29 protein-coding genes are annotated in these 23,789 nt (G+C 65.7%); 6 read left to right on the top strand and 23 right to left on the bottom strand.

The window, feature by feature from the left end; all coding sequences use genetic code 11:
* From GVM20_RS02970 to GVM20_RS03070, 21 genes are all read right to left on the bottom strand, one after another.
* A partial coding sequence (locus GVM20_RS02970; RefSeq protein WP_166545824.1) for an outer membrane protein occupies window positions 1–721 on the bottom strand: 721 nt, incomplete at its 3' end.
* Window positions 722–889: 168 nt separating this feature from the next.
* Window positions 890–1,354 (bottom strand): DUF2793 domain-containing protein, encoded by a 465-nt coding sequence (locus GVM20_RS02975; protein ID WP_166545825.1) that lies wholly within the window; start codon window positions 1,352–1,354, stop codon window positions 890–892.
* A 16-nt stretch (window positions 1,355–1,370) separates the two neighbouring features.
* Window positions 1,371–3,554, bottom strand: a complete 2,184-nt coding sequence (locus tag GVM20_RS02980) for a GTA baseplate fiber-binding domain-containing protein (protein ID WP_166545826.1) — start codon at window positions 3,552–3,554, stop codon at window positions 1,371–1,373.
* Between the two features lie 3 nt (window positions 3,555–3,557).
* Window positions 3,558–3,977, bottom strand: a complete 420-nt coding sequence (locus tag GVM20_RS02985) for an NlpC/P60 family protein (RefSeq protein ID WP_166545827.1) — start codon at window positions 3,975–3,977, stop codon at window positions 3,558–3,560.
* Window positions 3,974–4,783: a phage/gene transfer agent baseplate hub protein gene (locus GVM20_RS02990; RefSeq protein WP_166545828.1), complete on the bottom strand. Its 810-nt coding sequence runs from the start codon at window positions 4,781–4,783 to the stop codon at window positions 3,974–3,976. The genes GVM20_RS02985 and GVM20_RS02990 overlap by 4 nt, the downstream gene beginning before the upstream one ends.
* Window positions 4,783–7,104 carry a DUF2460 domain-containing protein gene (locus GVM20_RS02995; RefSeq protein WP_166545829.1) on the bottom strand — a complete coding sequence of 774 codons (2,322 nt, stop codon included), beginning with the start codon at window positions 7,102–7,104 and terminating at the stop codon, window positions 4,783–4,785. The genes GVM20_RS02990 and GVM20_RS02995 overlap by 1 nt, the downstream gene beginning before the upstream one ends.
* A gap of 15 nt (window positions 7,105–7,119) precedes the next feature.
* Complete coding sequence (locus GVM20_RS03000) at window positions 7,120–7,695, bottom strand: tail tape measure protein (protein ID WP_166545830.1); 576 nt, start codon at window positions 7,693–7,695, stop codon at window positions 7,120–7,122.
* Complete coding sequence (locus GVM20_RS03005) at window positions 7,688–7,888, bottom strand: phage tail assembly chaperone (RefSeq protein ID WP_166545831.1); 201 nt, start codon at window positions 7,886–7,888, stop codon at window positions 7,688–7,690. The genes GVM20_RS03000 and GVM20_RS03005 overlap by 8 nt, the downstream gene beginning before the upstream one ends.
* Entirely contained in the window at window positions 7,885–8,199 is a 315-nt protein-coding gene (locus tag GVM20_RS03010) for a GTA-gp10 family protein (protein ID WP_166545832.1), read from the bottom strand. Before GVM20_RS03010 ends, GVM20_RS03005 begins: the two co-directional genes overlap by 4 nt.
* Window positions 8,196–8,603, bottom strand: a complete 408-nt coding sequence (locus tag GVM20_RS03015; protein WP_166545833.1) for a phage major tail protein, TP901-1 family — start codon at window positions 8,601–8,603, stop codon at window positions 8,196–8,198. Before GVM20_RS03015 ends, GVM20_RS03010 begins: the two co-directional genes overlap by 4 nt.
* 12 nt (window positions 8,604–8,615) lie before the next feature.
* Window positions 8,616–9,005, bottom strand: coding sequence for a DUF3168 domain-containing protein (locus GVM20_RS03020; RefSeq protein ID WP_166545834.1), 390 nt, complete (start codon window positions 9,003–9,005; stop codon window positions 8,616–8,618).
* Window positions 8,995–9,165 (bottom strand): hypothetical protein, encoded by a 171-nt coding sequence (locus GVM20_RS03025; RefSeq protein ID WP_166545835.1) that lies wholly within the window; start codon window positions 9,163–9,165, stop codon window positions 8,995–8,997. Before GVM20_RS03025 ends, GVM20_RS03020 begins: the two co-directional genes overlap by 11 nt.
* The gene (locus tag GVM20_RS03030; protein ID WP_166545836.1) at window positions 9,162–9,719 is read right to left on the bottom strand and encodes a head-tail connector protein; all 558 of its coding nucleotides are present in this window, start codon (window positions 9,717–9,719) and stop codon (window positions 9,162–9,164) included. The genes GVM20_RS03025 and GVM20_RS03030 overlap by 4 nt, the downstream gene beginning before the upstream one ends.
* Window positions 9,720–9,868: 149 nt before the next feature.
* Complete coding sequence (locus tag GVM20_RS03035) at window positions 9,869–11,023, bottom strand: phage major capsid protein (RefSeq protein WP_166545837.1); 1,155 nt, start codon at window positions 11,021–11,023, stop codon at window positions 9,869–9,871.
* 79 nt (window positions 11,024–11,102) lie between these two features.
* Complete coding sequence (locus GVM20_RS03040) at window positions 11,103–11,510, bottom strand: HK97 family phage prohead protease (protein WP_353653095.1); 408 nt, start codon at window positions 11,508–11,510, stop codon at window positions 11,103–11,105.
* On the bottom strand, window positions 11,507–11,812 hold the full coding sequence (locus GVM20_RS03045) for a DUF6127 family protein (RefSeq protein ID WP_166545838.1): 306 nt from the start codon (window positions 11,810–11,812) through the stop codon (window positions 11,507–11,509). Before GVM20_RS03045 ends, GVM20_RS03040 begins: the two co-directional genes overlap by 4 nt.
* Window positions 11,809–12,966, bottom strand: coding sequence for a phage portal protein (locus GVM20_RS03050; protein ID WP_166545839.1), 1,158 nt, complete (start codon window positions 12,964–12,966; stop codon window positions 11,809–11,811). Before GVM20_RS03050 ends, GVM20_RS03045 begins: the two co-directional genes overlap by 4 nt.
* 14 nt (window positions 12,967–12,980) lie before the next feature.
* Entirely contained in the window at window positions 12,981–14,321 is a 1,341-nt protein-coding gene (locus GVM20_RS03055) for a DNA-packaging protein (RefSeq protein WP_166545840.1), read from the bottom strand.
* A complete protein-coding gene (locus GVM20_RS03060; protein WP_166545841.1) occupies window positions 14,318–14,794 on the bottom strand; it encodes a hypothetical protein in 477 nt (158 codons plus the stop codon). Before GVM20_RS03060 ends, GVM20_RS03055 begins: the two co-directional genes overlap by 4 nt.
* Before the next feature lie 150 nt (window positions 14,795–14,944).
* Window positions 14,945–16,183 carry a serine palmitoyltransferase gene (spt, locus tag GVM20_RS03065; protein WP_199799436.1) on the bottom strand — a complete coding sequence of 413 codons (1,239 nt, stop codon included), beginning with the start codon at window positions 16,181–16,183 and terminating at the stop codon, window positions 14,945–14,947.
* 2 nt (window positions 16,184–16,185) lie between these two features.
* Window positions 16,186–16,428 carry an acyl carrier protein gene (locus GVM20_RS03070; RefSeq protein WP_166545842.1) on the bottom strand — a complete coding sequence of 81 codons (243 nt, stop codon included), beginning with the start codon at window positions 16,426–16,428 and terminating at the stop codon, window positions 16,186–16,188.
* A 184-nt stretch (window positions 16,429–16,612) separates the two neighbouring features.
* On the opposite strand from GVM20_RS03070, the gene GVM20_RS03075 reads away from it, so the two are divergent.
* Window positions 16,613–17,140: a Pycsar system effector family protein gene (locus GVM20_RS03075; protein ID WP_166545843.1), complete on the top strand. Its 528-nt coding sequence runs from the start codon at window positions 16,613–16,615 to the stop codon at window positions 17,138–17,140.
* A gap of 74 nt (window positions 17,141–17,214) precedes the next feature.
* Window positions 17,215–17,493, top strand: coding sequence for a hypothetical protein (locus GVM20_RS03080; protein WP_166545844.1), 279 nt, complete (start codon window positions 17,215–17,217; stop codon window positions 17,491–17,493).
* Window positions 17,494–17,514: 21 nt separating this feature from the next.
* Here the strand turns inward: GVM20_RS03080 and GVM20_RS03085 are convergent, their stop codons facing one another.
* The gene (locus GVM20_RS03085; protein WP_166545845.1) at window positions 17,515–19,134 is read right to left on the bottom strand and encodes an AMP-binding protein; all 1,620 of its coding nucleotides are present in this window, start codon (window positions 19,132–19,134) and stop codon (window positions 17,515–17,517) included.
* Between the two features lie 133 nt (window positions 19,135–19,267).
* Between GVM20_RS03085 and GVM20_RS03090 the strand changes: the two genes are divergently transcribed.
* Complete coding sequence (locus GVM20_RS03090; protein ID WP_166545846.1) at window positions 19,268–20,077, top strand: helix-turn-helix transcriptional regulator; 810 nt, start codon at window positions 19,268–19,270, stop codon at window positions 20,075–20,077.
* Window positions 20,078–20,148: 71 nt separating this feature from the next.
* Here the strand turns inward: GVM20_RS03090 and GVM20_RS03095 are convergent, their stop codons facing one another.
* Window positions 20,149–20,685 carry a VOC family protein gene (locus GVM20_RS03095; RefSeq protein ID WP_166545847.1) on the bottom strand — a complete coding sequence of 179 codons (537 nt, stop codon included), beginning with the start codon at window positions 20,683–20,685 and terminating at the stop codon, window positions 20,149–20,151.
* Window positions 20,686–20,806: 121 nt separating this feature from the next.
* Between GVM20_RS03095 and GVM20_RS03100 the strand changes: the two genes are divergently transcribed.
* Genes GVM20_RS03100 through GVM20_RS03110 form a run of 3 tightly spaced genes read left to right on the top strand, consistent with a single transcriptional unit; the run spans window position 20,807 to window position 23,787 of the window.
* Window positions 20,807–22,234 (top strand): aromatic ring-hydroxylating oxygenase subunit alpha, encoded by a 1,428-nt coding sequence (locus tag GVM20_RS03100; RefSeq protein WP_166545848.1) that lies wholly within the window; start codon window positions 20,807–20,809, stop codon window positions 22,232–22,234.
* 6 nt (window positions 22,235–22,240) lie between these two features.
* On the top strand, window positions 22,241–22,993 hold the full coding sequence (locus GVM20_RS03105; protein ID WP_166545849.1) for an SDR family NAD(P)-dependent oxidoreductase: 753 nt from the start codon (window positions 22,241–22,243) through the stop codon (window positions 22,991–22,993).
* Window positions 22,990–23,787, top strand: coding sequence for a sugar phosphate isomerase/epimerase family protein (locus GVM20_RS03110; RefSeq protein WP_166545850.1), 798 nt, complete (start codon window positions 22,990–22,992; stop codon window positions 23,785–23,787). The genes GVM20_RS03105 and GVM20_RS03110 overlap by 4 nt, the downstream gene beginning before the upstream one ends.
* The last annotated feature ends 2 nt before the right edge of the window (window positions 23,788–23,789 follow it).

The following is a 23,789-nucleotide window of genomic DNA, read 5'->3' on the forward strand; positions in this document are numbered from 1 at the left end:
GAGCCACAACCGGCGGCGGCGGCGGCGGAGCTTCGCCACCGAAGTTGTAGGTGATCGAGCCGAGGATCGAATGGCTGCTCAGCTTGGTTTCAAGCGAACGGCCAATCGGGTCGACGAGACCCACGTCAGGAACATTGAAGTAGCGATACTTCAGACCGACGTCCCACGAATCGCTCAGGGGAGCGCGAACGCCTGCCAGCAGCTGCCATGCGAAGCCGGTGTCCGAATCGTTCCACACGCCCGGGCCTTGCTGATTGACGCGGCCTTCCATGTCGACGCGAGCCACACCGACACCACCGCCAGCGAAGGCTTGAATGCCATCATCGGAGCCGAAGTCGAACAGGCCGTTCAGCATGAAGCTCAGCGCGTTGACTTCGCCAGCTGCGAGACGGGTGCCGCTGAAGGTGCTGGAACCGGCCGTCTGCGGGACAAGCACGAGACCCTGGTTGCCGGCCTGCACGTCATCGAGGTCAGCAGCGCGATAGCTGGCTTCAGCTTCGAGGCGGAACGCACCGAAATCGTAGCCGACGATACCGCCGAAATCGTAACCCGTGTCATAGTTGGCAACCGCGTTGTCGGCGACACCGTTAACATCGAGGCTCTGGTCTTCGACGAGCATCACGCCGCCATCACCCTGAATGTACCACTGGCCTTCACGGGCCATGGCAGGTGTGGTCAGCGCGGTCGAAGCCATCGCCATCCCAATGACGAGTTTGCGCATTCTAAAATTCCCCTTTGTATTGGACTTGAGGCACCGGCCGTCTCTATCTTTTCCCCTTGCATGAGGCAAGCAATCAATGGCCTATTGGTGTTGCAAGAATGTCGCGAAGACATGCCTGTGGACAAAAATGCAATCGCAAAACAGGCCTGATTCCGCCAATCTGTGTGTTTAGGGCGCTTCAGTCGCAAGTATGCCCACTGCCAACAAGGCCTGTATCAGGGATGTGATCGCGGCGCGGGCTTGGGTGTCGATAATGGTGCCGCCGGCAGGCTCGGCAGGAGCGGCGGCGCTTTCCCACTCCGACCGGTAGACGATGGCGTGGCCCGCCGACAGGTCGAACACCTGCATGCCTTCGCGCGGCGCGACGAAGTGCCAATCCCCGCCAATCCGGACCGCAAGCGTGCCCGTATATCCGGCCCACGCGCCTGCCGCCGGGGCGGTGACTCGGAAACAGTCGCCTTCAGTCGGGCTTTGCGGCGGAGCGGGCTGAGAGGCAGTGACAGTTCGCGGGTGCAAGGCGTCGAGCAGGCATAGGGCCTGGTTGACGAAAAACTCCTTCTGAGCCTGACCCGGGATCAAAAGGGGCAGGCCAATGGTGGGCGAGGTGCTGGCAAGGGCGATCGGATCGGACATGCAAATCTCCCGGTGTTCAGGACAATGAAGCGAGCAGCAGCGGCAGTGAACGATCGAACGTCCCGACCTGCCTGACCCAAAGCGGCGCCGGACCGTGTGCGGCAATCAGCGCCGTCCGCTCCGCCAAAGTCAGGCGCAGCCAGGCGGCGTCGCGCTGCCAGGCGGCATGTGGAGCATCGACCGGGCCGTAACCGACGAGATAGGCCTCACGCTCCTCAACCAGCGGCACTTCGACGCTGTCCTCCCACCGCCATTGTCCTCGCCCGCGCCGGGTCCAGCTGAAGAGGCTGGCCTGATCGGCTTCGATGCACAGACGCGGATGGACGGGGCACGGCGGTCGGCGCGACAGGCCTGCATTGGCGAGCGGGGCGATGATGGTTTCGGTATCGCCCGTCCCGATTGCGGCAATACGCGAGGTTGCAAGGGGCGGGACCAGTTGCGGATCAAGCGGGACCAGAGTGTCGTCGATCGCGATGACCCGTGTTTGTGCGGGGTGGCCGCGGGCAGCCTCCGGCTCGGTACCGCCTCGCCCGCGCAGCAGCCCGGTGAGCCGCCAGCGATCTTCGCCGACAGGCTCCGCGCGCAGGAATTGCACCAGCTCACCGCCGATCAGGACGCGGTTGGCACCGGCGGCAAGGCCCGCAAGGTCGGTGTCCGCCAGTTCGAGATCGCCTGCGACCAGATCAATCACCGCCGTCGCTGCGGGTTCAAACACAAGCGCCGAGGACGGCTCCAACGGTGCGCCGAGCGCGCCCATCACCGCGCGCTGCGTTCCCGTGGTGCCGAGATCGACCAGCGCGGTGCCCTGAACGGCGAACAGGGCTGCGCCCCGCCAGGCGCTGTTTGCAGCTGAAGCCGCTGCAAAGATCAGCGGGGTGGCCGGGTTGCTGCTGGCATCAGGTGGGACCTCGAAGGCTGCAAGCTGGGTCGGCGGAATGACCAGATCGGTCGGCGACAGGCTCTCCCCCGGGTCGCTCTGGCGCGCGGCACCGCCTGCGGGGGCGAGTCGCTCCAGCTCAAGCGCGATGCCGCGATCCAGCCATTCCCAGCTGCGCAGCAGCCAGTGGCCGGGCATGTCTGGCAGACGCACGACGCGACCTGGTGTGATCCGCGGGTCGAGTTCACCGATTCGCCAGCTGACGGTCTCGTGCTGCCATCGCGAGCGATTGGCGCTGTCATTGGCGAGACTGCGCGCGCCGCTGGCGGTCAGGGTTGCGGGCAGGTCGATCATCAGTTCGCGGCCCGCCTGACGGGCGCCGGATGCGCGCTGCACCCCGGTCTGATAGTCGCGATCCTCGTCGTAATAGCGCAAGGCCGCAGGGGAGCGTTCGGGCACGCCGGCGCGCTGCTTGTGCGATGCTTCGTCTTGCTGCCGGTCATCTGTCGCGAGTTGGCCGGGCAGGGTCACGATACCCTCCCCTGCCGAGTCGCGAACGGCGATGGTGAGGCCCTCGCTGCCTGACATGCAGACCAACGGGATCACCTGATCAACCGCCGCGAGCGTCGATGCCAGCGGCCCGCCCTCATCGGCAAACCCGCGTGCATGGGCCAAGGGTGCGGGGGTGGCGGGGTCTTTCGCGTCCGGCACCAGCTGCGCCAGCGACACGCTTGCATCCCCGCCATCGGCAAAGATTTCGAAGCTGAGCGCGGGGATGCGGTTGCCGTAATCGCCCAGTTCGAGATTCTCGAACACGACATAGGCGCAGTCACGGAAAGCAGGTGCGGCAGGGCCCTTGGCTGCGGCGATCAGCGGGTCGACCGGATCATCGCCGAAGCCGCGATAGACACGTAAAGTGCCGCCAACCTTGAGATCATCCTGCGCGCCGCGCAGCAGGTTGCCATCGGCCCAGATCCGCCCGACCCGGTCAATCGGCGTGCTCGACAGCGCCACGGCAAAGGAGGCGGTATAAGAATAGACCGTGGTCGAAGGCTGGCCCTTGCGGCCCTTCTGCTTGCGTTTGCTTTCCACCAGATCGGTTGACCAGATCACCGTACCGGGCACCCGCATCCGTCCGAACTGGCGCGGGATCGGCTGGCCATAGCTGGAGGTGCTGATCGCCAGATCGCGCAGGCGCGGCCCCTCGCGCCCGCCGGGGGCAAAGATACGCGAATCGATCTGCTGGCCGATCAACGCGCCGAGGGATGCACCGATCGGGCCGCCAATCGCCGTGCCCAGCGCTGTCAGAACTATCGTCGCCATGAACTAGCCTTCCCTCTGAGGTGCGAACCGCCACTTGGCAGCCACCTGCCAGGCGGGATCGAACGGCTGGAGCACCACGCGCCGCAGCCCGGCGTGGGCATGGATGACAGTCACTGCATCAGCGGCGATCACGAGGTGGTGCTGGCAATGCGGGAGCGCGATCAGCAGCACCTCGCCTGCGCCAATGGCGCCGGGTGCGGGCACCAGTCCCGACTTGCGTGCGAGCGGCAACCACTGGGCGATATCGAGATTGCGCAGGCCATAGCCGCTCGGCACCACCGGGCGCACACCGCTTGCCGCGAGCGCGGCCGAGACCAGTCCGACGCAATCGAGCCCAGTCGCCGGATCGCGGCCGTGGAGCCGGAATGGACAGCCAATCAATGCCCGCGCCGCCTCGGCCAGCGCGTCGCCGGGCGCAGTCATCGCTGACCGTAGCGGGCGAGCAGATCGTTGCCCGGCAGGAAGGGTTCTCCGCGGAAGTTCGCGGCATTGCCGAACCGCGCGGCGCAGGTGGCGATGATATGGTCGCAGCCCTCGCGCAATTCCGCCCGTGTGCCGAGCGGGGTGCCGGCCACCAGCGGCCGGTCGAGCACCAGCCAGTCCTCCGCGGCATCAATAATCCCGAAGGCCACCCCGGTCTGCGGTCCGGCCATGAAGCGCAGCCGGCCATCGATATGGGACTCGCCATCAAGGCCAACAAACCGCACCCGGTTGGATTCGAGATCAATCGCGGCCACCGGCTGCACCGCGGTAAACCGCACCGCCGAAAGCCCGCACCCGCGCCCGCAGAACTCGGCGCGGCAGGTGGGGCTGGTGCGGGGGACGAGATCCTGTTCGAGCAGGCTCTTGGTGGACCGCAGCTCAGCCGAAAACTGCGTGTTGTCGTCCTCGATCCGCCCGATCTGCCCGGTATAGAGCGTGTGGTGATCAAGGCTGATCCAGTCGACCGCGCCGATGGCGATCGCGGCTTCATCGAACAGCCCGGCGGCCAGTTCGTCCGCGCGAATCGAATCGTGGTTGAGCACGCCCTGCACCTCGGCGCTGTCATTGGCGAGTTCGGAGGTCAGCCGGATCGCGGCCGGAATCATGCCGGGAGCAGCAAGATGCCGGATGCCGCCGAAACTGAGGTCGCGGTCATGGCTGGTGAAGGCCAGCGCCGCTCCGTCGCGGCGATAGATACGCCAGAAGGTCGCCACCGTGTCGAGCTCGCGGTCAAAGAACACGCGCATCAGGCGGACTCGCGGATTTCGATCAGCGGGACCGAGGGCGCTTCCCCGGCGGCAAAGTTCACCGCTGCAACATCGAGCCGGTCTTCGGCGAATCGCACCGGCACATCGAATCGGAAGCCAGCGCGCACTTCGGCCCCTGCGGGCGGAGCGGTGAGGAAGCGCAAGGTGCCCTTCTCGCCCAGCGTCCAGGCGGTGCTGGCCGCGCCGCCGACGCTCACCACCAGCGTTTCAGCGCGCGGGCGGGTGATCGGGCGCACCTGCGGCTCGGCCCCGCCATAGGACTTCACCAGCTGGAAATCGGCGCGCACGCCATCGGCAATGCCGAGCAGCTGATCGAGCATCGTCGGCACGCCCGTCATCCCGTTCGAGCTGTTGTCAAACGGGTCCATGATCCGGAACCCCCGCGCCGGGCCGCGGCGGGCGCGGAAGAAGGCGATCAGTTCGGACAATTCCTCTTCCGAACGGATGCCAGGGCCGACATCGAAATGCAGCCGTGCGTCCGACCACAGCGAATTGCGCCGCTCATGCCCCGAGGCGGTGATTGCGATCGAGGTCGAAAACTCGGGCGCGACCGAGGCACTGCGCCCCAGCGCGAAGGGGTAAAGCACGTTGTCGAAGGGATCCATGGCTTGCTCCGGCGGAGGGGCGAGGCGGGTGTAGCCGTCGCGATTGACCTGCGGCAGCGCCCAGACGTAGCGCCGGGTGATGCCGCGCGCGGCGGCTTCGCCCAGCCCGCTGTCGATGCGCGCCCACATCACGTCCGCATCGGCAGGATCGAGCACGAAACCGGCGAGATAATCCTGATCGGTGAGCGGATAGCCGAGCCGCGTATCGACCAAGGCATAGGCTGCCCGCCGGGCGGCATCGGCGCCGGCGGTGAGCCAGTCGTAATCTTCCAGCTGCAACCGGTCGAAGGCCGGGGCCGCCCAGCCGGTCGGGAGATTGGCCCGGTAAAGCTCGGGTGTGGCGGGATCGAGGATCGTCGGCGTGAAGGCGAGCAGCAGGACCTCGGACGGCCCTTGCGCCGCGGCGCGCACGACGGCGGTCAGCGCGGCGGTCGACTGCGCGAGCAGCGCGCCCGCCGCATCAAGCAGCGATGTTGCCGCCGCATCGAGCGGCGCGGCGATATTGCCGATGACCGGCGGATTGCCTCCGAAAGCCGCCTTGGCCGCATCGTCATAAAGGCAGATTTGCCGAGCGGGCGTCACCCACCACCACGGCTCCCCGATCTGGAAGCGGACGGGCAACTCCGCGTCCTGGAGCAGGGCGACAAAGATGCGGGCCACGTCCCCCAGCCAGCCCATGGCCTGCGGATTGGCGGGTGACAGCAAGGTCGAAGGCGGCATCCACCCGGTCAGCGCCGGAGCGCCGCTGGCGGTGCGTTGCTTCCAGCTTTCCGGGCAATAGGCGTCAAACAGCTCGTAGGAGAGCGAGGCAATGACCTCGAAGCCGCCTGCCTGCGCCAGCGCGAACAGGTTGCGGTGCCACACCACGGCAGGCTCGCACAATTCGCCCGGCGCCGACACAAGCAATCCGCCATCCGATTGGCGCGCGAGCCGCATAAAGTGGCTCATCCCGACATAGTGGACGATATCGCCGCGGTAGCCGAGCCCGGTCACCGTCCGCAGCAGCCGTGCCGGGGTCTGGTTGTAGGCATCGTCATAAGCCGTCGCCATCCGCTCGCCGTGCGGGGGGACGAGCACATCGCCCAGTTCCAGCATGGCCCGCGCGCCGTCGGCGGCGATTTCGGACATGGTGACCGATCCATCGAACCGCGCGGGCAGGGGCGCGGTGCTACCCCAGACGAAGCCGGGTGCCACCAGCGAGATGAACATGCGGTCGATATCGCTGGGGTGGATCGGCTCGCCCGGCAGACCATAACCGCTTTCCAGCGCGGAAAACGGCAGGCTGATCCGCGCATCCGTCGGCGTGCCTTGCGCATAGTTCCACAGCCGGATGTACCAGGTGCGCGGCAGCCCCGCAGCATCGCGTCCCTCGATCGTCAGCGTTGGCCCATTGGGTTGATCGAGCGCGATCACGCCATCCGATTGCCAGCGAAAGCGCAGCGTCGTGCGCGCATAATCGCGGTCGGTCTGGTAGGCGAGCAGCGGGTGATCGAGCGTGTCGGCGCTCTCCCAGATCAGCCCGACCAGCTCGCCTGCATGATGCAGTTCGAGGTCGACCCGCAATGAATCCGGCCCGGTCGTCACCACCGAGGCCATCGCGGGCCGGGGAAAGTTGACAGTCCAGAAGCGCGGATCGAAGCGCTGGATGAAGGTGCTTTCCTGCGCGCGGCGTTCGCGGGCGAGCCAGAATGCCATGGGAAATCCCCTTGCTCAGGCCTGTTGCAGCGCGCGGCGCACGGCGCTTGCGATCTGGCGGGAGGAGCGCTGCATCGCGGTGGGTGCGGCCTGGCCGCGCGGGACGGCGACCTGGATCGCCACGCGAACATCGCGGCCGGGCGCGACCATGCCGGTCTCGACGCGGCCGGCGGCGGTGGGCACGAACACCTCCGGTCCGCGCTCACCGACGAGATAGGCCCGTCCCGGCGCCACCGGTCCGCCTGTGGCTCGGCCCGGCAGCCCGAACAGCGCGCCGATCGATTGGCCGAGCAGATTGCCCAGACCCCCGCCTCCGCCGCCAGTGCCGCCGAACAGACTGCCGATCCCCGATTGGAGCGCATAACCGGCGATCTCGGCGAGCGCGCTGAAGGCCACGCGTTTCAGATCGTCGAACCCCAGGCTCCCGCGCCGTAGCGCGCCGAGCAGACCCCGCTCCAGCACATTGCCCGCACGGCTGAACCCGTCGAGCAGCGAACCATCGAGCGTGCGGCGCATCGCTTCGACATCGCTGGCAAAGCCATCGGTGCTGGCGCGCACATCGATCACCAGTTCTTCGAAATTGTCAGTCATCGGCGTCGCGCTCCATCATGCGGGCGATTGCCTCGCGGCTCGGCGGGGACGGGGTGTTCGGATCTTCGGGGGCGGCGAGCGCCATCGCCAGTTCGGCCGGGGTGGCGCCCCAGAATTCGCCCGGCCGCCAGCCGAGCAGGCGTGCGGCGAGCGCGCACCAGCGGGCGGACGCGCCACCGAAACTGTGGGTCATGCCTCGCCCTGAAGCACCTGGGCGAGCACCGCCCGCACCGGGGCGGTAGCCCCGACCAGCCCCATCGCCAGCACCGCCATGCCGACCGCGACCCGCTCGGGTCGGCCCTCGGCAGGCAGGCAGTGCCACAGCAGCGCGGTCATCTCGGTCAGGGTCAGCGCGCCGCCTGCCGCCCGTTCCACCAGTGCGAACAGCGAACCCAGTTCAGCTTCGGCCAGCACCAGGTTTTCGAAGCTGGGTCGCAGCACATAGTTCACACCGGCCACGGACAGCGCGCATTCGCCGCGCAAGGGATTGGCGGCGGCGGTCATGCCGCCACCACCGGCCCGGAGCTTTCAAGCTGGAGCGTGTAGCTGCGCTCCCCATTGAAATCCCCGGCATAATCCAGCCGCTGCACCAGAAACCGGCCTCTCAACTTCTCGCCGTCTTCGAACGACAATTCGTATTGGTCGAGCGTTCCGGCCAGCGCATGGGCACGCACAGTGCTTTCGGCGGTGCTGCCGAGGAAAATCCCCGCCGCGCTGACCGAGACCGAGCGGGTGCCCGCGCCTGACAGCAGGTCGCGCCAGCCGCCTGATTGCTTGTGGGTGACGACCACGGTGTCGCCATTGATCGACATCTGCGTCGTGCGCAGGCCAGCGATGGTCTGATAGGCCGGAGGCGAGGCGCCGTCGGCGATCTTGAGCAGGAAGGCGGCGCCGGATTGTGCGGGCATAATGGCTTACTCCTAAAGCGGGGCGAACAGGCGGAAGCGGTATTCGAGCAGGGCGGCGCGGCGGTTGTCGGCGCGGGCCTCGCTGCGCGAGCGCAGGAAGCGGATCGAGGCGAGTTCGAAGCCCGGCTGGAACGGCGGCAAGTCGAGCACGCGCTGCTCAATCGCACTGAGCAGACCGGCATCGCCCGCCGTCAGATCGGTGTGGCTTTCAAGTTCGAGCGCCACGCGCACCTCGCGGCCTGCGCGGTCCTTGGTGCCCCAGTCGATCGAGGCGCTGGCAGCAATGCCAAGCCACGGCGGGGTGGCGGAGAGGGGGGCCTCTTCCTCGATCGCGTTGATCGCTGCCAAGGCCGGATCGGCGGCCAGCCACGCGATCAGCGCGGCGCGCAGGTCATTTTCCATCGCGGGGGTCTCCCAACAGATCGGGCCACAGCGCGGCGGCCGAATGCCAGTCCGAGCGCGCTGCCGGTCGCCGCTTCGCGGCACGGAGCGCGGCGATCCGCGCGGCGCGGGCGCGCAGGCGCTGCACCAGCCGGTCCGCTCGGGCCGAGGCGCGGATCATCCGAACCGCACCTCGCGCCAAGGCCGCCACAGGGCCGTGACGCTGGCAGGCGGGACGGCGCTGGCGCTGGTTTCGCCGTGGCCTTCGCGGTGGCGGAAGTGATGGGCGGCGAGGCGGATGATGCCATGCCGCAAGGGGGCGGGCAGTCCGCTCCAGTCCTCGGCGATCCCGACCACAAGTTGCAGCGCCAGACCTTGGCCTTCCAACGGGCGTTGCAGCTGGATGCAGGCCGAGCCTGCGATGCGCCATTCCAGCGCGTCCGTCAGCGCGGCGATCACCTCGCGGGTGTCGTCCGCTTTTATGAGCTCCGCGCCGGTCACCTCGCGAACCGGGCGGGAGACCAGCTCCTGCCATCCCCCCGCCAGCGGAATGATTTCCTCGACTGTTTGCTGAAGCGGCGTCTTGCCGGTGAAGGCTTCGCAGATGGTCAGGCTGGCATGGAGCAGTTGCCCAAGCGTCTCGTCGTCATTGGGGCGGCTGATCCCGAGCCAGTGCTTGAGCTCCGCCAGCGCAGCCTCGCCCGGCACCGGGGGCTGCACGATTATCCGCTGCATCGCGGTGTCTCCCAGTATGTGGTTCACACGAAATGCGCCCGCATCGCTGGTGTCAGGCGGGGGAACGGCCTGAGGCGATGCGGGCGCGAGAGCCCGGCGGCCGCGAAGGGGACACGCAGCCCGACGGGGGAGGAGGTCTGGCGCTGGGCCTAGAGCTCGATCTTCAGCAGCTTGATCGCGTTCGAATCGAGCACCTTCCCGCCGATCCGCTTGGTCGCGTAGAAGTGCACGAAGGGCTTGTTGGTGAAGGGATCGCGCAGCACCTGCGTGGCACCGCGCTCCGAGATCAGATAGCCGGAGCGGAAGTTACCGAAGGCAATCGGGAAGGTTCCGGCGGCGACATCAGGCATATCCTCGGCCTCGACCACCGGGTAGCCGAGCAAGCGGTCGGGCTGGCCTTCGACCAGACCCGGCTGCCAGAGAAATGCGCCATCCACCGTCTTGAGCTTGCGAATCGACGCCAAGGTCGCCGAGTTCATGACGAAGACTGCGCCCTGGCGGTAACCGGCCTTGAGCAGATGGACCAGATCGATCAGCTTGGTGTCGGGCGTCGTGCCGAGCCCAGTGGCGTTGCCCGAGCCGACATATTGCAGCGTGCCGAAGGCGCGCGTGGCATCGGGGGTGATGGCTTTGGCGGCGGTGAGGAAGCCTTCAGGCTGATTGGTGCCCGTGCCCTTGACGAAGGCCGTGCCTTCGGCGCGCGCGAACTCGACCGCGATCTCGCTGGCGAGCCAGGTTTCAATGTCGAACCCGGCGTCGTCGAGCATCGCCTGGCTGGCTGCCGGATTGGCGTAGAGATCACCCATCGGCGGGGCGATTTCCGCGAATTTGGGCGTCCCGGTCTCAGGCCGCGCGGCAGCTTCGCTGACCCAGCCTGAGGCCGTGCCGCTGGTGGTGATCAGCTTGCGATAGCCTGCCGTCCCGGTCTGAACCACCTGCGCGATGGCGCGGATCGGGCTGATGCTGGTGAGCACATCTGCGATCAGCGCATCGATCTGGCGCGGGACGGCAAAGCCGCCATCCGCCGCGACGACTCCAGTGACCGACTTCAATTCGGTCTCGCGCCCGCGCCGCAGATAGCCATCGACGAAGCTCTTGAGCTCGGGCGCGTCGGCGGCGGGGGCCGCGCCGCCCATCGCGGGACGGCTGGCCGCGCGGGCAACCTTGTCGAGCCGCGACTTCACCTCGTCAACATCGCCGCGCAGCGCGGTGATATCGGCTTCGGCCTGATCCTGCCGCGCCAAGAGGTCGAAGCTGGCGTCCAGCGGGTCGGTCGCGGTCGTCGGGGTGGGGGTATTGTCCATGGGGCAGGGGCCTTTCGGTTGGGCAGAAAAAAGGCCGCCCCAGAGGCGGCCGGTGGAAAGGGGGTTGGGGCCGGCGCGCTCAGGCGACCAGATGGACCCGCGCCAGATGGTGGAGCGGGTTGGTCACAAGACTGACCTCGAACAGGTCGATCTCCAGCAATTCGCGCCCCGCCGCCGATTGCCGCGCTGCGCGGGTGCGGAAGCCGAAGCTGAGGCCGTTGACGTGGCCCGCCGCCAGCAGATGCGCCGCGCGGCTATCGGGCCGGTCGATCCGGGCGATAACGCGCAGGCCGCGATCATCCTCGGCAGCCTGTTCGATCACGCCAATCGGCTGATCTGGTCGGTGTTGCCAGAAAAGCGGCAGCGGCTGCTCACGCGCCGCGAGTGTGCGGGCAAAGGCGCCGCGCCGGATCGTGTCGCGCCCGGCATCGGCAATGTCGAACAGGGCGGCGTAGCCGGCAAAGCGCAGCGGGGCGGACGCGCTCACAGCCGGTCCCACATGCCGAACCGCACGGCGATCCCGATCAGCAGCACGGCGAGCGCGCCGCGCACGATCCAGTCCACCAGTGCCTTCCACGCGCTGGTCTTGGCATCGCGCCACGCCCGCAGCAGCTCGCGCAGTTCGACAAGATCACCCTCAGCGCCCGCATCGCCAAGCCCGAGCCGTTCCAGTGCACGGTCAGTGGCGAGCACGCTCGTCTCCTCGATGATGGCGCGCAAGGTGACCACTTCGGCCCCTTCTTCGCGCGCCTGCGCCATCAGGCTGGCGAGGATGTCTTCTCGGCTCATGGGGCAGTCTCCTCAGGCGGCAGGCCCAGCATCTGGCGCTTTTCAGCGCGGTTCAGGAAATCGGCGTCCGCGACCTGCGACCACAGGCGCTCACGGTCTTCCGAAAGGGCTGGTACCCGGTCGAGATCGATCCTGAGCTCGGCGTCCGGGAACCACAGGGCGAGGCCTTCGCGCAGGGCGGCAAACAGCTTTTCGGCGAGTGGCAGCAGGGTCAGCCGCCACAGCGCGCGGCTCGCCTCGCGGTAATTGGCGTAGGTGTTGTCACCCGGCAGGCCGAGCAGCATCGGCGGCACGCCAAACGCCAGCGCGATATCACGCGCCGCCGCGCTCTTGAGTGTCGCAAAGTCCATGTCCGCAGGCGTCAACGCCATGCTCTGCCACTTGAGCCCGCCGTCGAGCAGCATCGGGCGACCTGCATTGACCGCGCCCGAAAAGGCCACGTCGAGCTCGCGCTTCAGCCGGTCGAACTGTTCGAGCGTCAGCGCCGCGCCGTCGCCCGAGTCGTAAACCAGCGCCCCCGAAGGCCGCGCCGCATTCTCCAGGAGCGCACGGTTCCAGACGGTCGCCGCATTGTGGATCAGCACCGCCTGCCACGCCGCCTGAAGCGCGCCTGCGCCACGGTGATCGTCAAGCGGGTGCATCGTGCGGATCGCGATCACGCCGGGCCACCCGTCCTCATCCTCGATCGGCAGGCGGCTGGTGTGGCCGCCGACGATGTAATCATAGCCGCACGGCCAGCCATTGTGATCAAGCACCACCTTGACCCGATCCGGGCGCAACGCGAACAGCTCGACCGGCGTGCCGCTCGCATCCTTGAGAATCTGAACATAGCCATTGCCATGCAGCAGCAGGTTGGCCGCCAACGTTTCGATCAGCGATTGGCCCGCGCTGGTCGCCGTCACCAGCGCAGCCAGACGCGGGTCGGAGCATTGCAGCGGTGCCTGTCCGACCCCCTCGGCCAGCAGCCGCACGGAACGCTGGGCAATCGGATTGGCCAGGAACCCCTCGGTGATGGCCTTGGCATAATCATAGCCGCGCAGCCCCGGACCGGGATCGAACGTCGGCGGCCAGCCCTGCATGGCGCCATGCGCCAGCGGCACGCGGGTACGCTCCCCGCCCTTGAAGGCGGAGAGGATAGTGTCGAGCAAAGCCATCGCAGTTCCTTCGGTTAGATCTGCCGCACGCTGGGGCGAAGCTGGCGCCCCAGCAGCAATTCGGTGAGCGCCCAGACGGCGGCATCGGCGCGGTCGGGGCTGTTGCCGGGGCCGGCGTAGGTGCCGCCCACCAGCAAGCCGCACAGCTGGTCCTCCAGCCGCGCGAACACGCCCACATGCCGCACGCGCCCGGCAGCATAGAGCGCCGCGACCGGCTCGGCCCGGGCGACCTTGCCGCGGCTCGCGTGCACCAGCTTGACCGGCAGCGCCTGATCGGCGGCGCGCAGCACGCTTTCGACCATCGCGCCGCCCTGATTGGCTTCGGCCACCACGCGGTCGGCGTTCCATTCGCGTGCGCTATCGGCCACCCGCTCAGCCCATTCGGCCGGAGCCGCGCCGCTCACCGAGCAATCGGCCAGCACCCGCGCGATCCCGTCTTGCCCGAGTGCAGCGACGATGATCCCGCATTCGTCGCCGCGCGTGCTGGCGGGTGGGTCGACCGCGACCACGATCCGCACGGCTTCCGGCACCGGGCCCTGTTCGCGGGCCTGTTCGAGCAGCCAGCGGGTCCACAACGCGCCTTCGACATCTTCCAGCAACTCGCCGTCGATCTCCTGCCGGGCCAACTGCGTTCCGCCGAATTCGCTGGTGATCGCGTCGATAAAGCGGTCGGGCAGGCGGCCGATATTGTCGTCCGTCGTGCCGCGGCTGATAACGACCTCGCCCGTCTCAGCGGCTTGCTTCACCAGACGCTGCACCAGAGGCACGGCGCGCGGCGTCGTGGTGACGGTGATGCGCGGGTTCTGACCCAGGCGAAGGCCGAGCAGCAGGTTCTCCCAGCACCGCGTCGCCCGGTCGTGCGCCAGCGGCCACTTGCCGATCTCGTCACACCAAGCGTGGCTGTGCTGCGGACCGCGCAAGCTGTCGGGCTCGGCGGCCGAGAACAATTGCGCCTGCGCTCCGCTGCGGAACCGGATGCGATGCAGAGACGGCTCGAAGAGCGGGCGGTGATTCGGGCGGTAGATCGCCAGCAACCCGCTTTCACCCTCGACCATCACCGCGCGCGCCTCGGCCAGCGAGGATGAGACCAGCGCGATGCGGGCATCGGGATTGGCATCGGCGATCATCCGCACCCATTCAGCGCCCGAGCGGGTCTTGCCGAAGCCGCGCCCGGCCATGATCATCCACACCCGCCAGTCGCCTTCGGGCGGCAATTGCTCGGGCCGGGCAACGTAATTCCACAGATATTTGAAGGCGTTCCGTTCAGTCTGGTCGAGCTTCTCGCTGAGTTCGCGGCGAGCTCTGGGGCCCTTCTTGTTGTCCTTGTGGATCATCCATTCGAACGGCTCGCTCATCCGGATTTTCCTTTGACTGCATCCTGGCGCGCCATGCGTCGCCGAATGTCCTCGATCTTGCGGTCGATCGAGGCGCGGACTTCCTCGGCACTGACATCGCGCACCTGGCTGGCCCCGCGCGCGGCATTGTCACGGTGCGCGGTGAGCAGGCGGATCGCATTGGCAAAGTCGAACTTTCCGTCATCGATGGTCTTCGCGTCGCCTTCGCGCAGGCGCCGGACCACTTCCATTTCGAGATGCAGATAGCCTTCGGCCAGCGCCACCAGCCACTGGCGGGCGAATTCGGCCTCTTCGCGGCGCACCTTGTAGGCACGGCTGATGCTGATTCCGGCCTTCCGGGCGGACAAGGTCACGTTCGACGTTTCGGCGAGGTGGTCGAGAAACAGGCGACGCCAGTTGTTGTTGATGCGATCGCCTTCGCCAAGCTTGAGAGACGGGCGGATGGCGATACGCTTGCCGGGACTTCTGGCCATGGGGGTGTCTCCCGCCGCGAACACCAAAAAGGCGGCACTTCCGCTGGGAAGGCCGCCTTGTGGCGAATCGCTATTTCTCGACTATGCCTATTTCTAACCAGATAGCGTCACGATGTCAAGAGAAATAACCAATATGGTTCGCTAGCGGGGTTAGATGATCCCGATCGTCTTGCCGGCCCGTTCGAACATGCCGAGGATGGTTTGCACCTGATCGGCGGTATGCTCTGCACATAGCGAGCAGCGCAGCAGGGTCATCCCTGCAGGCGTTGCCGGGGGCCGGGCGAGGTTGACGTAGAGACCCTCTTTCAACAGCGCCTCCCACATCATCGCGCCCTTTTCGAGATCAGGCATGATCACCGCGATGATCGCGCTTTGCGGGGTTTCGGTGCCGAGCTTGAAGCCGAGTGCACGAAGCCCGCCGTGCAGCGTGCGGCTGTTCTCCCACAGATGCGCGCGCTTGTTGCCGCCGTGCATCAGCTTGCGGATCGAGGTCGCCGAGCTGGCCATCACCGAGGGCGGCAGGGCGGCGGTGAAGACATAAGGACGGCATACCAGCCGCAGCACTTCGAACTTCGGGTGGTTGGACACGCAGAACCCGCCGACCGTGCCCACGCTCTTGGAGAAGGTGCCGATGATGAAATCGACATCGTCCAGCACGCCCTGTTCCTCGGCGACGCCGCGGCCATGTTCGCCGATGAAGCCCATCGAGTGCGCCTCGTCGACCAGCACCATCGCGCCGTTTTCCTTGGAGACGCGGACCATCTCCTTGAGCGGGGCGACATCGCCCATCATCGAATAGACGCCTTCGAGCACCACCAGCTTGCCCGCGCCTTCGGGGATACGCTTGAGGCGCTTTTCCAGCGCTTCGACGTCATTGTGCTTGAACGGCACCACTTCGGCATTGCCCATCGCGCAGCCATCCCAGATCGAAGCGTGGCTATCGATGTCGAGGATGATGTAATCGCCCTTGCCCGCCAGCGTCGAGATGATCCCGAGGTTCGCCTGGTACCCGGTCGAGAAGACCATCGCGTGATCCATCGCGTAAAATTCGCGCAAGGCCGCTTCGACATCGCGGTGATCGCGGAAGGTGCCATTGAGCACGCGGCTGCCGGTCGTCCCCGCGCCGAAATCCTCCATCGCCTGCTTGCCCGCCGCAATCACGTCGGGATCGAAGGTCATCCCCATGTAGTTGTAGGTGCCGAGCAGGATCGTATCGCGCCCGTTGCAGATCGCGCGGGTGGGCGAGAGCACCTCTTCCATCACCAGATTGAACGGATCTTCCACCCCGGCGGCCAGCAAGGTCTCCCGGGTCTGGATGATCGGATCGAACTTCGACAGCAGGTCGACAGGTTCGGCGGCGCCAAGGGTCTCGGTCATAGCGGTCGCCATTATCAGCTATCCTGCAACTTGTGGACGGCCGCGACGAGCTGACCCCAGTTTTCGATCTCGGCCTGCTGGTTCATCGAGATGATCACGTCGAATTCGTCTTCGATCTCGGCGACGAAATCCATCACGGTGAGGCTGTCAAATTCGAGATCGCCAGCAAAGGTGGTCGAGTCCTCGATCGTGACGCCCTTTTTGTTGAAGGGTTCGATCAGCGTGCGAATACGATCTTCGACTTCGGCGGGGGTCATGGGCAGCTATGCTTTCTGTGCGTCGGTTGTCGGAGGGGCTATCACCCAGTAATACGGCTGCAAAGCGGCGGTTGATGCAGCTTGTCAAGTTTTCGCCGCGCCGCAAGGGGCAGGGCGGCCTGTCCGGGGGGATATGATGGCCGAAGATTTACCGCAGGCTGAACCGGTCAAAGCATCGCCTTCCGTGCCATCGCCCACGGGATTTTCGAACCACGCGATCCATCTGGTGCGCACCACCCAGCAAATCAACATGATGCTGAGCCAGATGGCCGACGCCAAGGCTTCGATCCTGATGGGCGCGACGTTCCTGGTCTTCACCATCGCCGTGGGACAGGCGCGGGGCGGCGATGTGCCGTGGTCGTTGGGCGTGCTGGCGCTGTTCGCTTTTGTCTCGGCCATGTGCGCGGTGTTCGCCGTGCTGCCCTCGGTCAGCGGCCCGGATCAGGCGAAGAACAGCCATGGCACTCCGAACAAGCTGTTCTTCGGCTATTTCACCCATATGGACGAAGCCGAATGGACCGACAGCGTGCTTGATGATCTGCGCACTGACGAAACCGTGTTCCGCGCGATGCTGCATGACATCTACCAGAATGGGCAGGTGCTCCAGCGCAAGAAGTACAAATACCTCGCCTATGCCTACACAAGCTTCATGATCGGGCTCACCCTGACAGCGATCACATTTGCGGTGGAATATGCGACGCGGTTTGGATGACGTCGGACTGTAAGCAAACCATTGATACCTTGTTTTAAATCGCCAATATTGGTGCCTGACGAAAGGAGGTGGCCATGAAACTGCGCGAACACTTCCTGTTCTGGCTCGATAGCCAAATCTCCGTCGGTTCCCTCTTCTGGAGCGACATAAGGTGGCTGCTTTGGGTGCCCTTGTGGCTCTTCCTGTTCATCTCTTGGATTTGGTTCGACGTTGTTGCTGTTCGTCAGGCCAGCCTTGGAATCGGACTGTTTTTGTGCGTGCCTTGGGGATTCCTGATCGCCCATCGGCGGCGCATCAAACGGCGCGATTGGGTCGAACCCACGCGCTTCTCGGACAAGAACGGCGGATACTGATTTTTTGTTGCGATGGAGGCCCTAGCTCACCGCCGCATCAGCAAGGGCCTGAGCGGTTTTGTAGTCGGGCTTGCCGTTGTTGAGGCGGAGCGAAGTATCGGTCAGCAGGTAAAGCCGCGGGATCTTGTAGCCCGCCAGCCCGGCGCGGGCATGGGCATCCAGCGCCTCACGCAGGCCCTCGGCTTCGCCTTCAGGCTGCACCACCGCCACCACTTTGCGTCCGAACCGCGCATCGGGCAGGCTGACGACGCGCACGTCCTGCACCTGCGGGTGTTCGAGGAGCACGGCCTCCACCTCTTCGGGAAAGACCTTCTCGCCGCCAGTGTTGATGCACATGTTGTCGCGGCCGATGAATTCGAGCGTGCCGTCCGCTGCCCAGCGCGCGCGGTCGCCGGTCATCAGCCAGCGCTGGCCGCCGATCTCGGGGAAGGTCTGGCGGTTCTTCTCGTCCTCGCCGAGATAGCCCAATGGCAGCGGGCCGGTGCGTGCGACGATGCCGACGCCTTCGGTGCCGCGCGGGATTTCCTGCAAGTTCTCGTCAAACAGCCTGGTCTCACGCCCCGGCAGCGGCTGGAACTTGCCCCCGCCGCTCGATCCGGCGGCCGTGGTGATGACGATGCCGGTGCCCGAGCTTTCCGAAGAGCCCAAGGCGTCAGTGATCATCAGTGTCGGGTGATGCGCGATCAGGCGGGCTTTCACCGCAGGCGAGAATACCGCGCCTGACGAGGTGATTGAGCGCAGGCTTGCCAGCACCTCGCCGCCATCCCCGCGCGCATCCAGCCGGTCGGCCAGCGGCATGGCGAAGGCATCGCCGACGATGAAAATCCCGCGCGCGGCAATCCGCTTGACCTCGTCCAAAGCCAGATCGGCATCGAACTTCGGCCCCGGCAGCAGCGCCAACGTGCCGCCCTTGAGCAAGTGGATCACCGCGGTGAACTGCCCTGCGCCGTGCATCAGCGGCGAGAGCAGCAGCATCGGCGAATTGCTCGCCGGATGATCCGGGCCGATGCGGGCAGCTTCGGCCACCTGTTCATCCAGGCTCGTCGTCACCAGCGGCGGTGTGCCCGGCGGGCGCTGCCATACGCCGATATTGAACGCGCCCCAGGCCTGATCCATCGGCCACATCACCGCTTTGGGCATTCCGGTCGTGCCGCCGGTCGCGGTCAGAAACAGGGCTTCGGGATCATCGTGGATCGCGAAGTCTGCGGGGATGTCGCTGGCGCATAGCTCGGTCCACGCATCGCCGCCGACGTCCATCGTCAGTGCGCCTCCGGGCATCGCTTCGGCAGCGGCATCGGCAAAGTCACTCTCGGTAAACAGCGCCTTCAACCCGAAACGGGAGAATATGTCGGCCAGCTCGCGGGCCTTGTAGTGGTAATTCACATTGACCGGCACCAGCCCCGCTTTCACGCAGCCGAAATAGGCGAGCATGTAGTCCGGCGTGTTGCGCAGCATCTGCCCGGCGATGTCACCGCGCTGCAATCCACGCGCTCTCAGACCGGCGGCGATCCGGTCGGTCACGGCATCGAAATCGCCCCAACTCACTACCCGCGCGCCGTGGATCAGCGCGGGCCGATCGGCTGGGATGGCTGCTGCCAAAGCCTTCAGGACCAATCCGAAATTCGCGCCCGCAAAAGCCATGAACTGCACTCTCCTCTGTCACTTTCGCTAGCCCCGCAGGCCGGCCGTTTCCCCTACGTAAATAAAGAGGACAAACGGAAAAATTGCGCTAGTGTCCCGAATCAGAAAACAATGAGAGGAGCAAGGCCTGATAATGGCTACTAATGTTGTCGAACTGCGCACGCCGCAAGGCCGCGAGTCGCTTGAACGGCTGCTCGATTCTGTCACCATCACCTGCCCCGAGGATATTCACGATGCAGCGCTGAACCTCGCCCGCATCGCGCAGGAGCGGGGGATGCAGATCGCAGTGTGCGATGACATTTCCTCCAAGGAGCCGATGGTCGATGCCGATGGCACGATCCTCAACGCCGATATCTTCCGCTGGCTGGATGATGGCGCGCGCTGGTGGGAGGATCACCGTCTGGCTCTCCATTCACCCCTGCCGCGCGCCTGCCGCTATGAAAGCGAGCCGTTCTGGGTCAACGCGCAGGGCTTCAACACCCGCTGGCGCAACCACTATCTGGCAGAAATCGACCTCAACGATTTCGAAAAGCGTTCCCTGTGCAAAGCCGCGATTGTGGTGCCGGTGCATCTGCCGTTCGGCCAGATTTCGGCGAGCAGCTTCATTTCGATGGAACGCGAGAAGGAAGACCTCTCGGCTGAATTCGCCGAATATGGCGCGCTGTTCGCGATGGTCACCCGGTGCTTTGTGGCGGGTTACGTCCAGGCCAACCGCACCAAGCGGCGGATTCCGTCGGACTGCGTGCTGTCCAAGCGTGAGGTCGAATGCCTGCGCTGGGCCGCAATCGGCAAGACCGACAAGGAGATCAGCATGATCCTCAACCGGTCGCACGCCACGATCCGCTACCACATCCACCGCGCGGGCGAGAAGCTGGACAGCGTGAACCGGGCGCAGACGATCTTCAAGGCGGGTCAGCTGGGTTACTTGGGCGCGAGCGATTGATTGGCGGGGGCGCCTCCGCGCCCCCGTTCTCGGTGTCGTTTCCTTCGCTGCGCTCGCAATGACGAAGAAGATCAGCCGAGTTTACGCAGCGGCTCGCTGCCATCCCAGCCCACACCCGCAGCCTTGATCATCCCGAACAGGTCCGGCCCGTCCTTCGCCTGCTGGAGAATCTCGACCAGCGTGCCGGGACCGCTGCCCGGATCAACATAGATCACCTGACTGGTGCCGAAATTGCCCTCGATCACCACTTCCGCGCCCGCTTCGTCGCAAACCCGCCGCGCCTCGGCGATGTCGTCGACCAGAATGCACACGTGGTGCAGCCCGTTGCCGGTCGAGCCATATTCGCCGCGATAGATCGAGGGGTGATCGTCGCGCGGGCGGATCAGTTCAATCTGAAGGTCGCCCCAATAGGCCAGCGCCAGATCGAACACCGCATCGGTCGGTGTCCCGCGATATTTCATCCCGTCGAGATGGATGCCTTCAATGATGAAGAATGGGCCGACGCCCATGACCTGCGTCCAGTGCGCCACCGCCGCATCAAAATCCTCGGGCACGAAAGCCAGCTGCATGATGTCGCCCAGCGCGGCGATCTTTCCCGGCAAAGCCATATTCCTCTCCAATCCGCTAGGGTGACCCCTTGCCGAGACTGTGTGATATTCCCCTCACGAAACACTGCACAAAGTGCGAGGATGAGGACGGGGACACCCCCCGAAAGGACATCGAAGGCCGATGAACGAGATCAAGGATATTGCCCGCGCTGATCGCTGCCCGGGGATTAGCTACACCGACATGCTCAACGGCGATACGCGGCGTCCGCCCGATTACCTGTTCGAGGAAACCACCATCGAAATGGGGGACGAGCCCCTGTCGGTTGCGCCCTATATCTCTGAGGACTTCGCGCGTCTGGAACGCGAGAAGATGTGGCCCAACGTGTGGCTGTTCGCCGCGCGTGAGGATGAACTGCCCGATCCGGGCGACACGGTGGTGTTCGACATCGCGGGCAAGAGCTTCCTGCTGATCCGCCAGAAGGACGGCGGCGTGAAGGCGTTCTACAACGCCTGCCTCCACCGCGGCCGCAAGCTGCGCACGGAAAGCGGCAATTCGGTGCAATTGCGCTGCCCGTTCCACGGCTTCACCTGGCGCAATGACGGGAGCCTGAAGGAAATCCCCTGCGCGTGGGACTTCAAGCATCTTGAAGGCAAGGACATGGACCTGCCCCAGGCCCGCGTTGAGCTGTGGCAGGGCTTTGTCATGCTCACCGAGAACCACAGCCTGCCCGATTTCAAGACCTGGCTCGGCCCGGCGGCGTCGCATTACGAGCGCTATGATTTCGGCAATCGCTACACCGGCATGTGGGTGCAGAAGAAGATCCCGGCCAACTGGAAGGCGACCGCCGAGGCATTCATGGAAGCCTGGCACTCGATCACCACCCACCCGCAACTGCTCGCCTTCCTCGGCGATGCGAACACGCGCTACGATCTGATCGGCGATCACTTCAACCGCGCCATCACGCCGTCGGGTGTGCTCAGCCCGCATGTGAAGGGCAAGAATTCCGATTACGTGCTGGAGAAGATGAACGAGTTCTCCGGCGGGGCGGACGCGCGCACCAACCGGCGGTTCAACGCCAGCGAGGAACCGGCTGAGGGCTACGACGCCAGCGATCCGCTGGGCGCGCGCAAGATCCTCGCCGAAGCCGGGCGCAAGGGCTTTGCCGAGAACTACGGCTATGATTATTCGGACGCCTCGGACACAGAGATCCTCGACAACTTCACCTACAATATCTTCCCCAATTTCGCCCCGTGGATCGGGTTCCTGCCGACGCTGGTGTACCGCTGGCTCCCCGGCGACACGCCTGACTGGTGCATCATGGAAATCCGCCTGCTGTTCCCCACACCCAAGGGTCAGGAACGCCCCCGCGCGGTCGCGCCGACCTATATCCCCGATGACGAGCCCTTCGCTTGGGCCAACGACATCATGGGCCCGCAGCTCGCCAATGTGTTCGATCAGGATATGGCCAACCTGCCTTACGTGCAGGAAGGCATGAAGAGCATGAAGGACGGCCTGATGGAGCTCGGCCACTATCAGGACAGCCGCGTGCGGCATTTCCAGACGACGCTGATGAAATACGTGAACGGGGAACTGCCTGCGGCTAAGTAAGCGGCCATGAGCTTCTCCTTCGATCTCACGGGGCGCACCGCGCTCATCACCGGCGCGTCTTCGGGGCTGGGCACCCGGTTCGGGCGCATTCTTTCGGCGAGCGGCGCGAATGTGGCGCTGGGCGCGCGGCGGGCGGACCGGCTGGCGGCATTGGCGGACGAAATCGGCCTTTCTGCCGCGGCTGTGCAAATGGACGTAGCGCGCGAAGCAGACATTATCGCCGGGTTCGATGCAGCCGAGGCTGCGTTCGGGCCGGTCGATACCGTCATCGCCAACGCCGGGGTCGACGGCGCAGGCATGGCGACGACCATCTCCGAAGAAGAGATCGAGCAAACCCTCGCCATCAACCTGAAGGGTGCGATCCTGACCGCGCGCGAAGGCGCCAAGCGGATGATGGCGCACGGCGTCACCAAGGGCCGGATCGTGATGATCGCCTCGATCACCGCCACCGAGCCATCCCCCGGCCTCGTCGCCTATGCCGCCAGCAAGGCGGGCGTTGTGCAGGCGGGGCGGACTTTGGCGCGCGAGTGGGCGCGGGCCGGGATCAACGTCAACACCGTCTCACCCGGCTATATCCGCACCGCGATCAACGATGCGTGGTTCGATACCGAACCGGGCAAGAAGCAGATCGCGAAGTTCCCCAAGCGCCGGTTGATGGGCGAAGAGGGGCTTGATGCGATGATGCTGTTCCTGTGCTCCGAAGCTTCGGAGTTTGTCACCGGCACCAACTTCGTCCTCGACGACGGACAGACGCTGTGACGAAACGCCTGATCTCGCTTGCCGCCGGGATCATGCCCGAAGCGACCCCGGCGCAGCTGATCGAAGCCGCTGCCGCCAGCGATTTCGACTTCGGCGGGATGTGGGCCGAACGCGAGACCTGGACCCCCGCCACCACCCGCGCGATCCGCGCACAGGCGAAGGATGCGGGAGTCGACCTGCTCGATCTGGAGGTCGCCTGGATCATGCCCGGAGCGCCCGATCCGTGGCTGACCGAACTGGTGCATATTGCCGCTGAAATCGGTGCCAGAAACCTCCTGTGCGTTTCCAGCGACCCCGACATGGCGGCCACCACCGCCAAGTTTCAGGCGATGGTTGACGCGGCCAAAGGCACCGGCGTGCGCGTCAATCTCGAATTCGGCATCTTTACCGAGGTGAAGACGATCCACATGGCCCGCGCCGTGCTGGAAGCGGTTGAGGGCGAGGCCAAGGGGCTGCTGGTCGATACGCTTCATTGGTCGCGCTCGGGCGGAACCGCCGAAGACCTCGCAGCGATCCCGCGCGAATGGCTGAGCTACTGCCAGCCCTGTGATGCGCCTGCGGAGGGGCCGGACCTCACCAGTTTCGACGCGATTGTCGATGATGCGATCAACCGCAGGATGCCGCTGGGCCATGGCGGGCTGGCGCTTGGCGCGATGGTCGATGCATTGCCCGAACACTTGCCCATGGCGATTGAGGAGCGCTCAGCCGCGCTGCGCGATTCCTTCCCCGATCTCAATGAACGCGCCCGCGAATGCGCCCGCACCAGCCGCGCATGGCTTGATGCGAGGGGGTAACG

Source organism: Porphyrobacter sp. SLTP (assembly GCF_009905735.1).
Classification (GTDB): Bacteria; Pseudomonadota; Alphaproteobacteria; order Sphingomonadales; family Sphingomonadaceae; genus Erythrobacter.

Excerpts from the sequence above, each read along its gene's own strand:
- GVM20_RS02985 (WP_166545827.1), bottom strand. The coding sequence starts at position 3,977 with ATGACTGCGCCCGGCGACGCGCTGGCCGAGGCGGCGCGGGCATTGATT.
- GVM20_RS02990 (WP_166545828.1), bottom strand. The coding sequence starts at position 4,783 with ATGCGCGTGTTCTTTGACCGCGAGCTCGACACGGTGGCGACCTTCTGG.
- GVM20_RS03030 (WP_166545836.1), bottom strand. The coding sequence starts at position 9,719 with ATGCAGCGGATAATCGTGCAGCCCCCGGTGCCGGGCGAGGCTGCGCTG.
- GVM20_RS03020 (WP_166545834.1), bottom strand. The coding sequence starts at position 9,005 with ATGGAAAATGACCTGCGCGCCGCGCTGATCGCGTGGCTGGCCGCCGAT.
- GVM20_RS03000 (WP_166545830.1), bottom strand. The coding sequence starts at position 7,695 with ATGACTGACAATTTCGAAGAACTGGTGATCGATGTGCGCGCCAGCACC.
- GVM20_RS03080 (WP_166545844.1), top strand. The coding sequence starts at position 17,215 with ATGAAACTGCGCGAACACTTCCTGTTCTGGCTCGATAGCCAAATCTCC.
- GVM20_RS03045 (WP_166545838.1), bottom strand. The coding sequence starts at position 11,812 with ATGAGCCGAGAAGACATCCTCGCCAGCCTGATGGCGCAGGCGCGCGAA.
- GVM20_RS03025 (WP_166545835.1), bottom strand. The coding sequence starts at position 9,165 with ATGATCCGCGCCTCGGCCCGAGCGGACCGGCTGGTGCAGCGCCTGCGC.
- GVM20_RS03090 (WP_166545846.1), top strand. The coding sequence starts at position 19,268 with ATGGCTACTAATGTTGTCGAACTGCGCACGCCGCAAGGCCGCGAGTCG.
- spt (WP_199799436.1), bottom strand. The coding sequence starts at position 16,183 with ATGGCGACCGCTATGACCGAGACCCTTGGCGCCGCCGAACCTGTCGAC.
- GVM20_RS03095 (WP_166545847.1), bottom strand. The coding sequence starts at position 20,685 with ATGGCTTTGCCGGGAAAGATCGCCGCGCTGGGCGACATCATGCAGCTG.
- GVM20_RS02975 (WP_166545825.1), bottom strand. The coding sequence starts at position 1,354 with ATGTCCGATCCGATCGCCCTTGCCAGCACCTCGCCCACCATTGGCCTG.
- GVM20_RS03060 (WP_166545841.1), bottom strand. The coding sequence starts at position 14,794 with ATGGCCAGAAGTCCCGGCAAGCGTATCGCCATCCGCCCGTCTCTCAAG.
- GVM20_RS03005 (WP_166545831.1), bottom strand. The coding sequence starts at position 7,888 with ATGACCCACAGTTTCGGTGGCGCGTCCGCCCGCTGGTGCGCGCTCGCC.
- GVM20_RS03105 (WP_166545849.1), top strand. The coding sequence starts at position 22,241 with ATGAGCTTCTCCTTCGATCTCACGGGGCGCACCGCGCTCATCACCGGC.
- GVM20_RS02995 (WP_166545829.1), bottom strand. The coding sequence starts at position 7,104 with ATGGCATTCTGGCTCGCCCGCGAACGCCGCGCGCAGGAAAGCACCTTC.
- GVM20_RS03085 (WP_166545845.1), bottom strand. The coding sequence starts at position 19,134 with ATGGCTTTTGCGGGCGCGAATTTCGGATTGGTCCTGAAGGCTTTGGCA.
- GVM20_RS03015 (WP_166545833.1), bottom strand. The coding sequence starts at position 8,603 with ATGCCCGCACAATCCGGCGCCGCCTTCCTGCTCAAGATCGCCGACGGC.
- GVM20_RS03055 (WP_166545840.1), bottom strand. The coding sequence starts at position 14,321 with ATGAGCGAGCCGTTCGAATGGATGATCCACAAGGACAACAAGAAGGGC.
- GVM20_RS03010 (WP_166545832.1), bottom strand. The coding sequence starts at position 8,199 with ATGACCGCCGCCGCCAATCCCTTGCGCGGCGAATGCGCGCTGTCCGTG.
- GVM20_RS03070 (WP_166545842.1), bottom strand. The coding sequence starts at position 16,428 with ATGACCCCCGCCGAAGTCGAAGATCGTATTCGCACGCTGATCGAACCC.
- GVM20_RS02980 (WP_166545826.1), bottom strand. The coding sequence starts at position 3,554 with ATGGCGACGATAGTTCTGACAGCGCTGGGCACGGCGATTGGCGGCCCG.
- GVM20_RS03100 (WP_166545848.1), top strand. The coding sequence starts at position 20,807 with ATGAACGAGATCAAGGATATTGCCCGCGCTGATCGCTGCCCGGGGATT.
- GVM20_RS03050 (WP_166545839.1), bottom strand. The coding sequence starts at position 12,966 with ATGGCTTTGCTCGACACTATCCTCTCCGCCTTCAAGGGCGGGGAGCGT.
- GVM20_RS03035 (WP_166545837.1), bottom strand. The coding sequence starts at position 11,023 with ATGGACAATACCCCCACCCCGACGACCGCGACCGACCCGCTGGACGCC.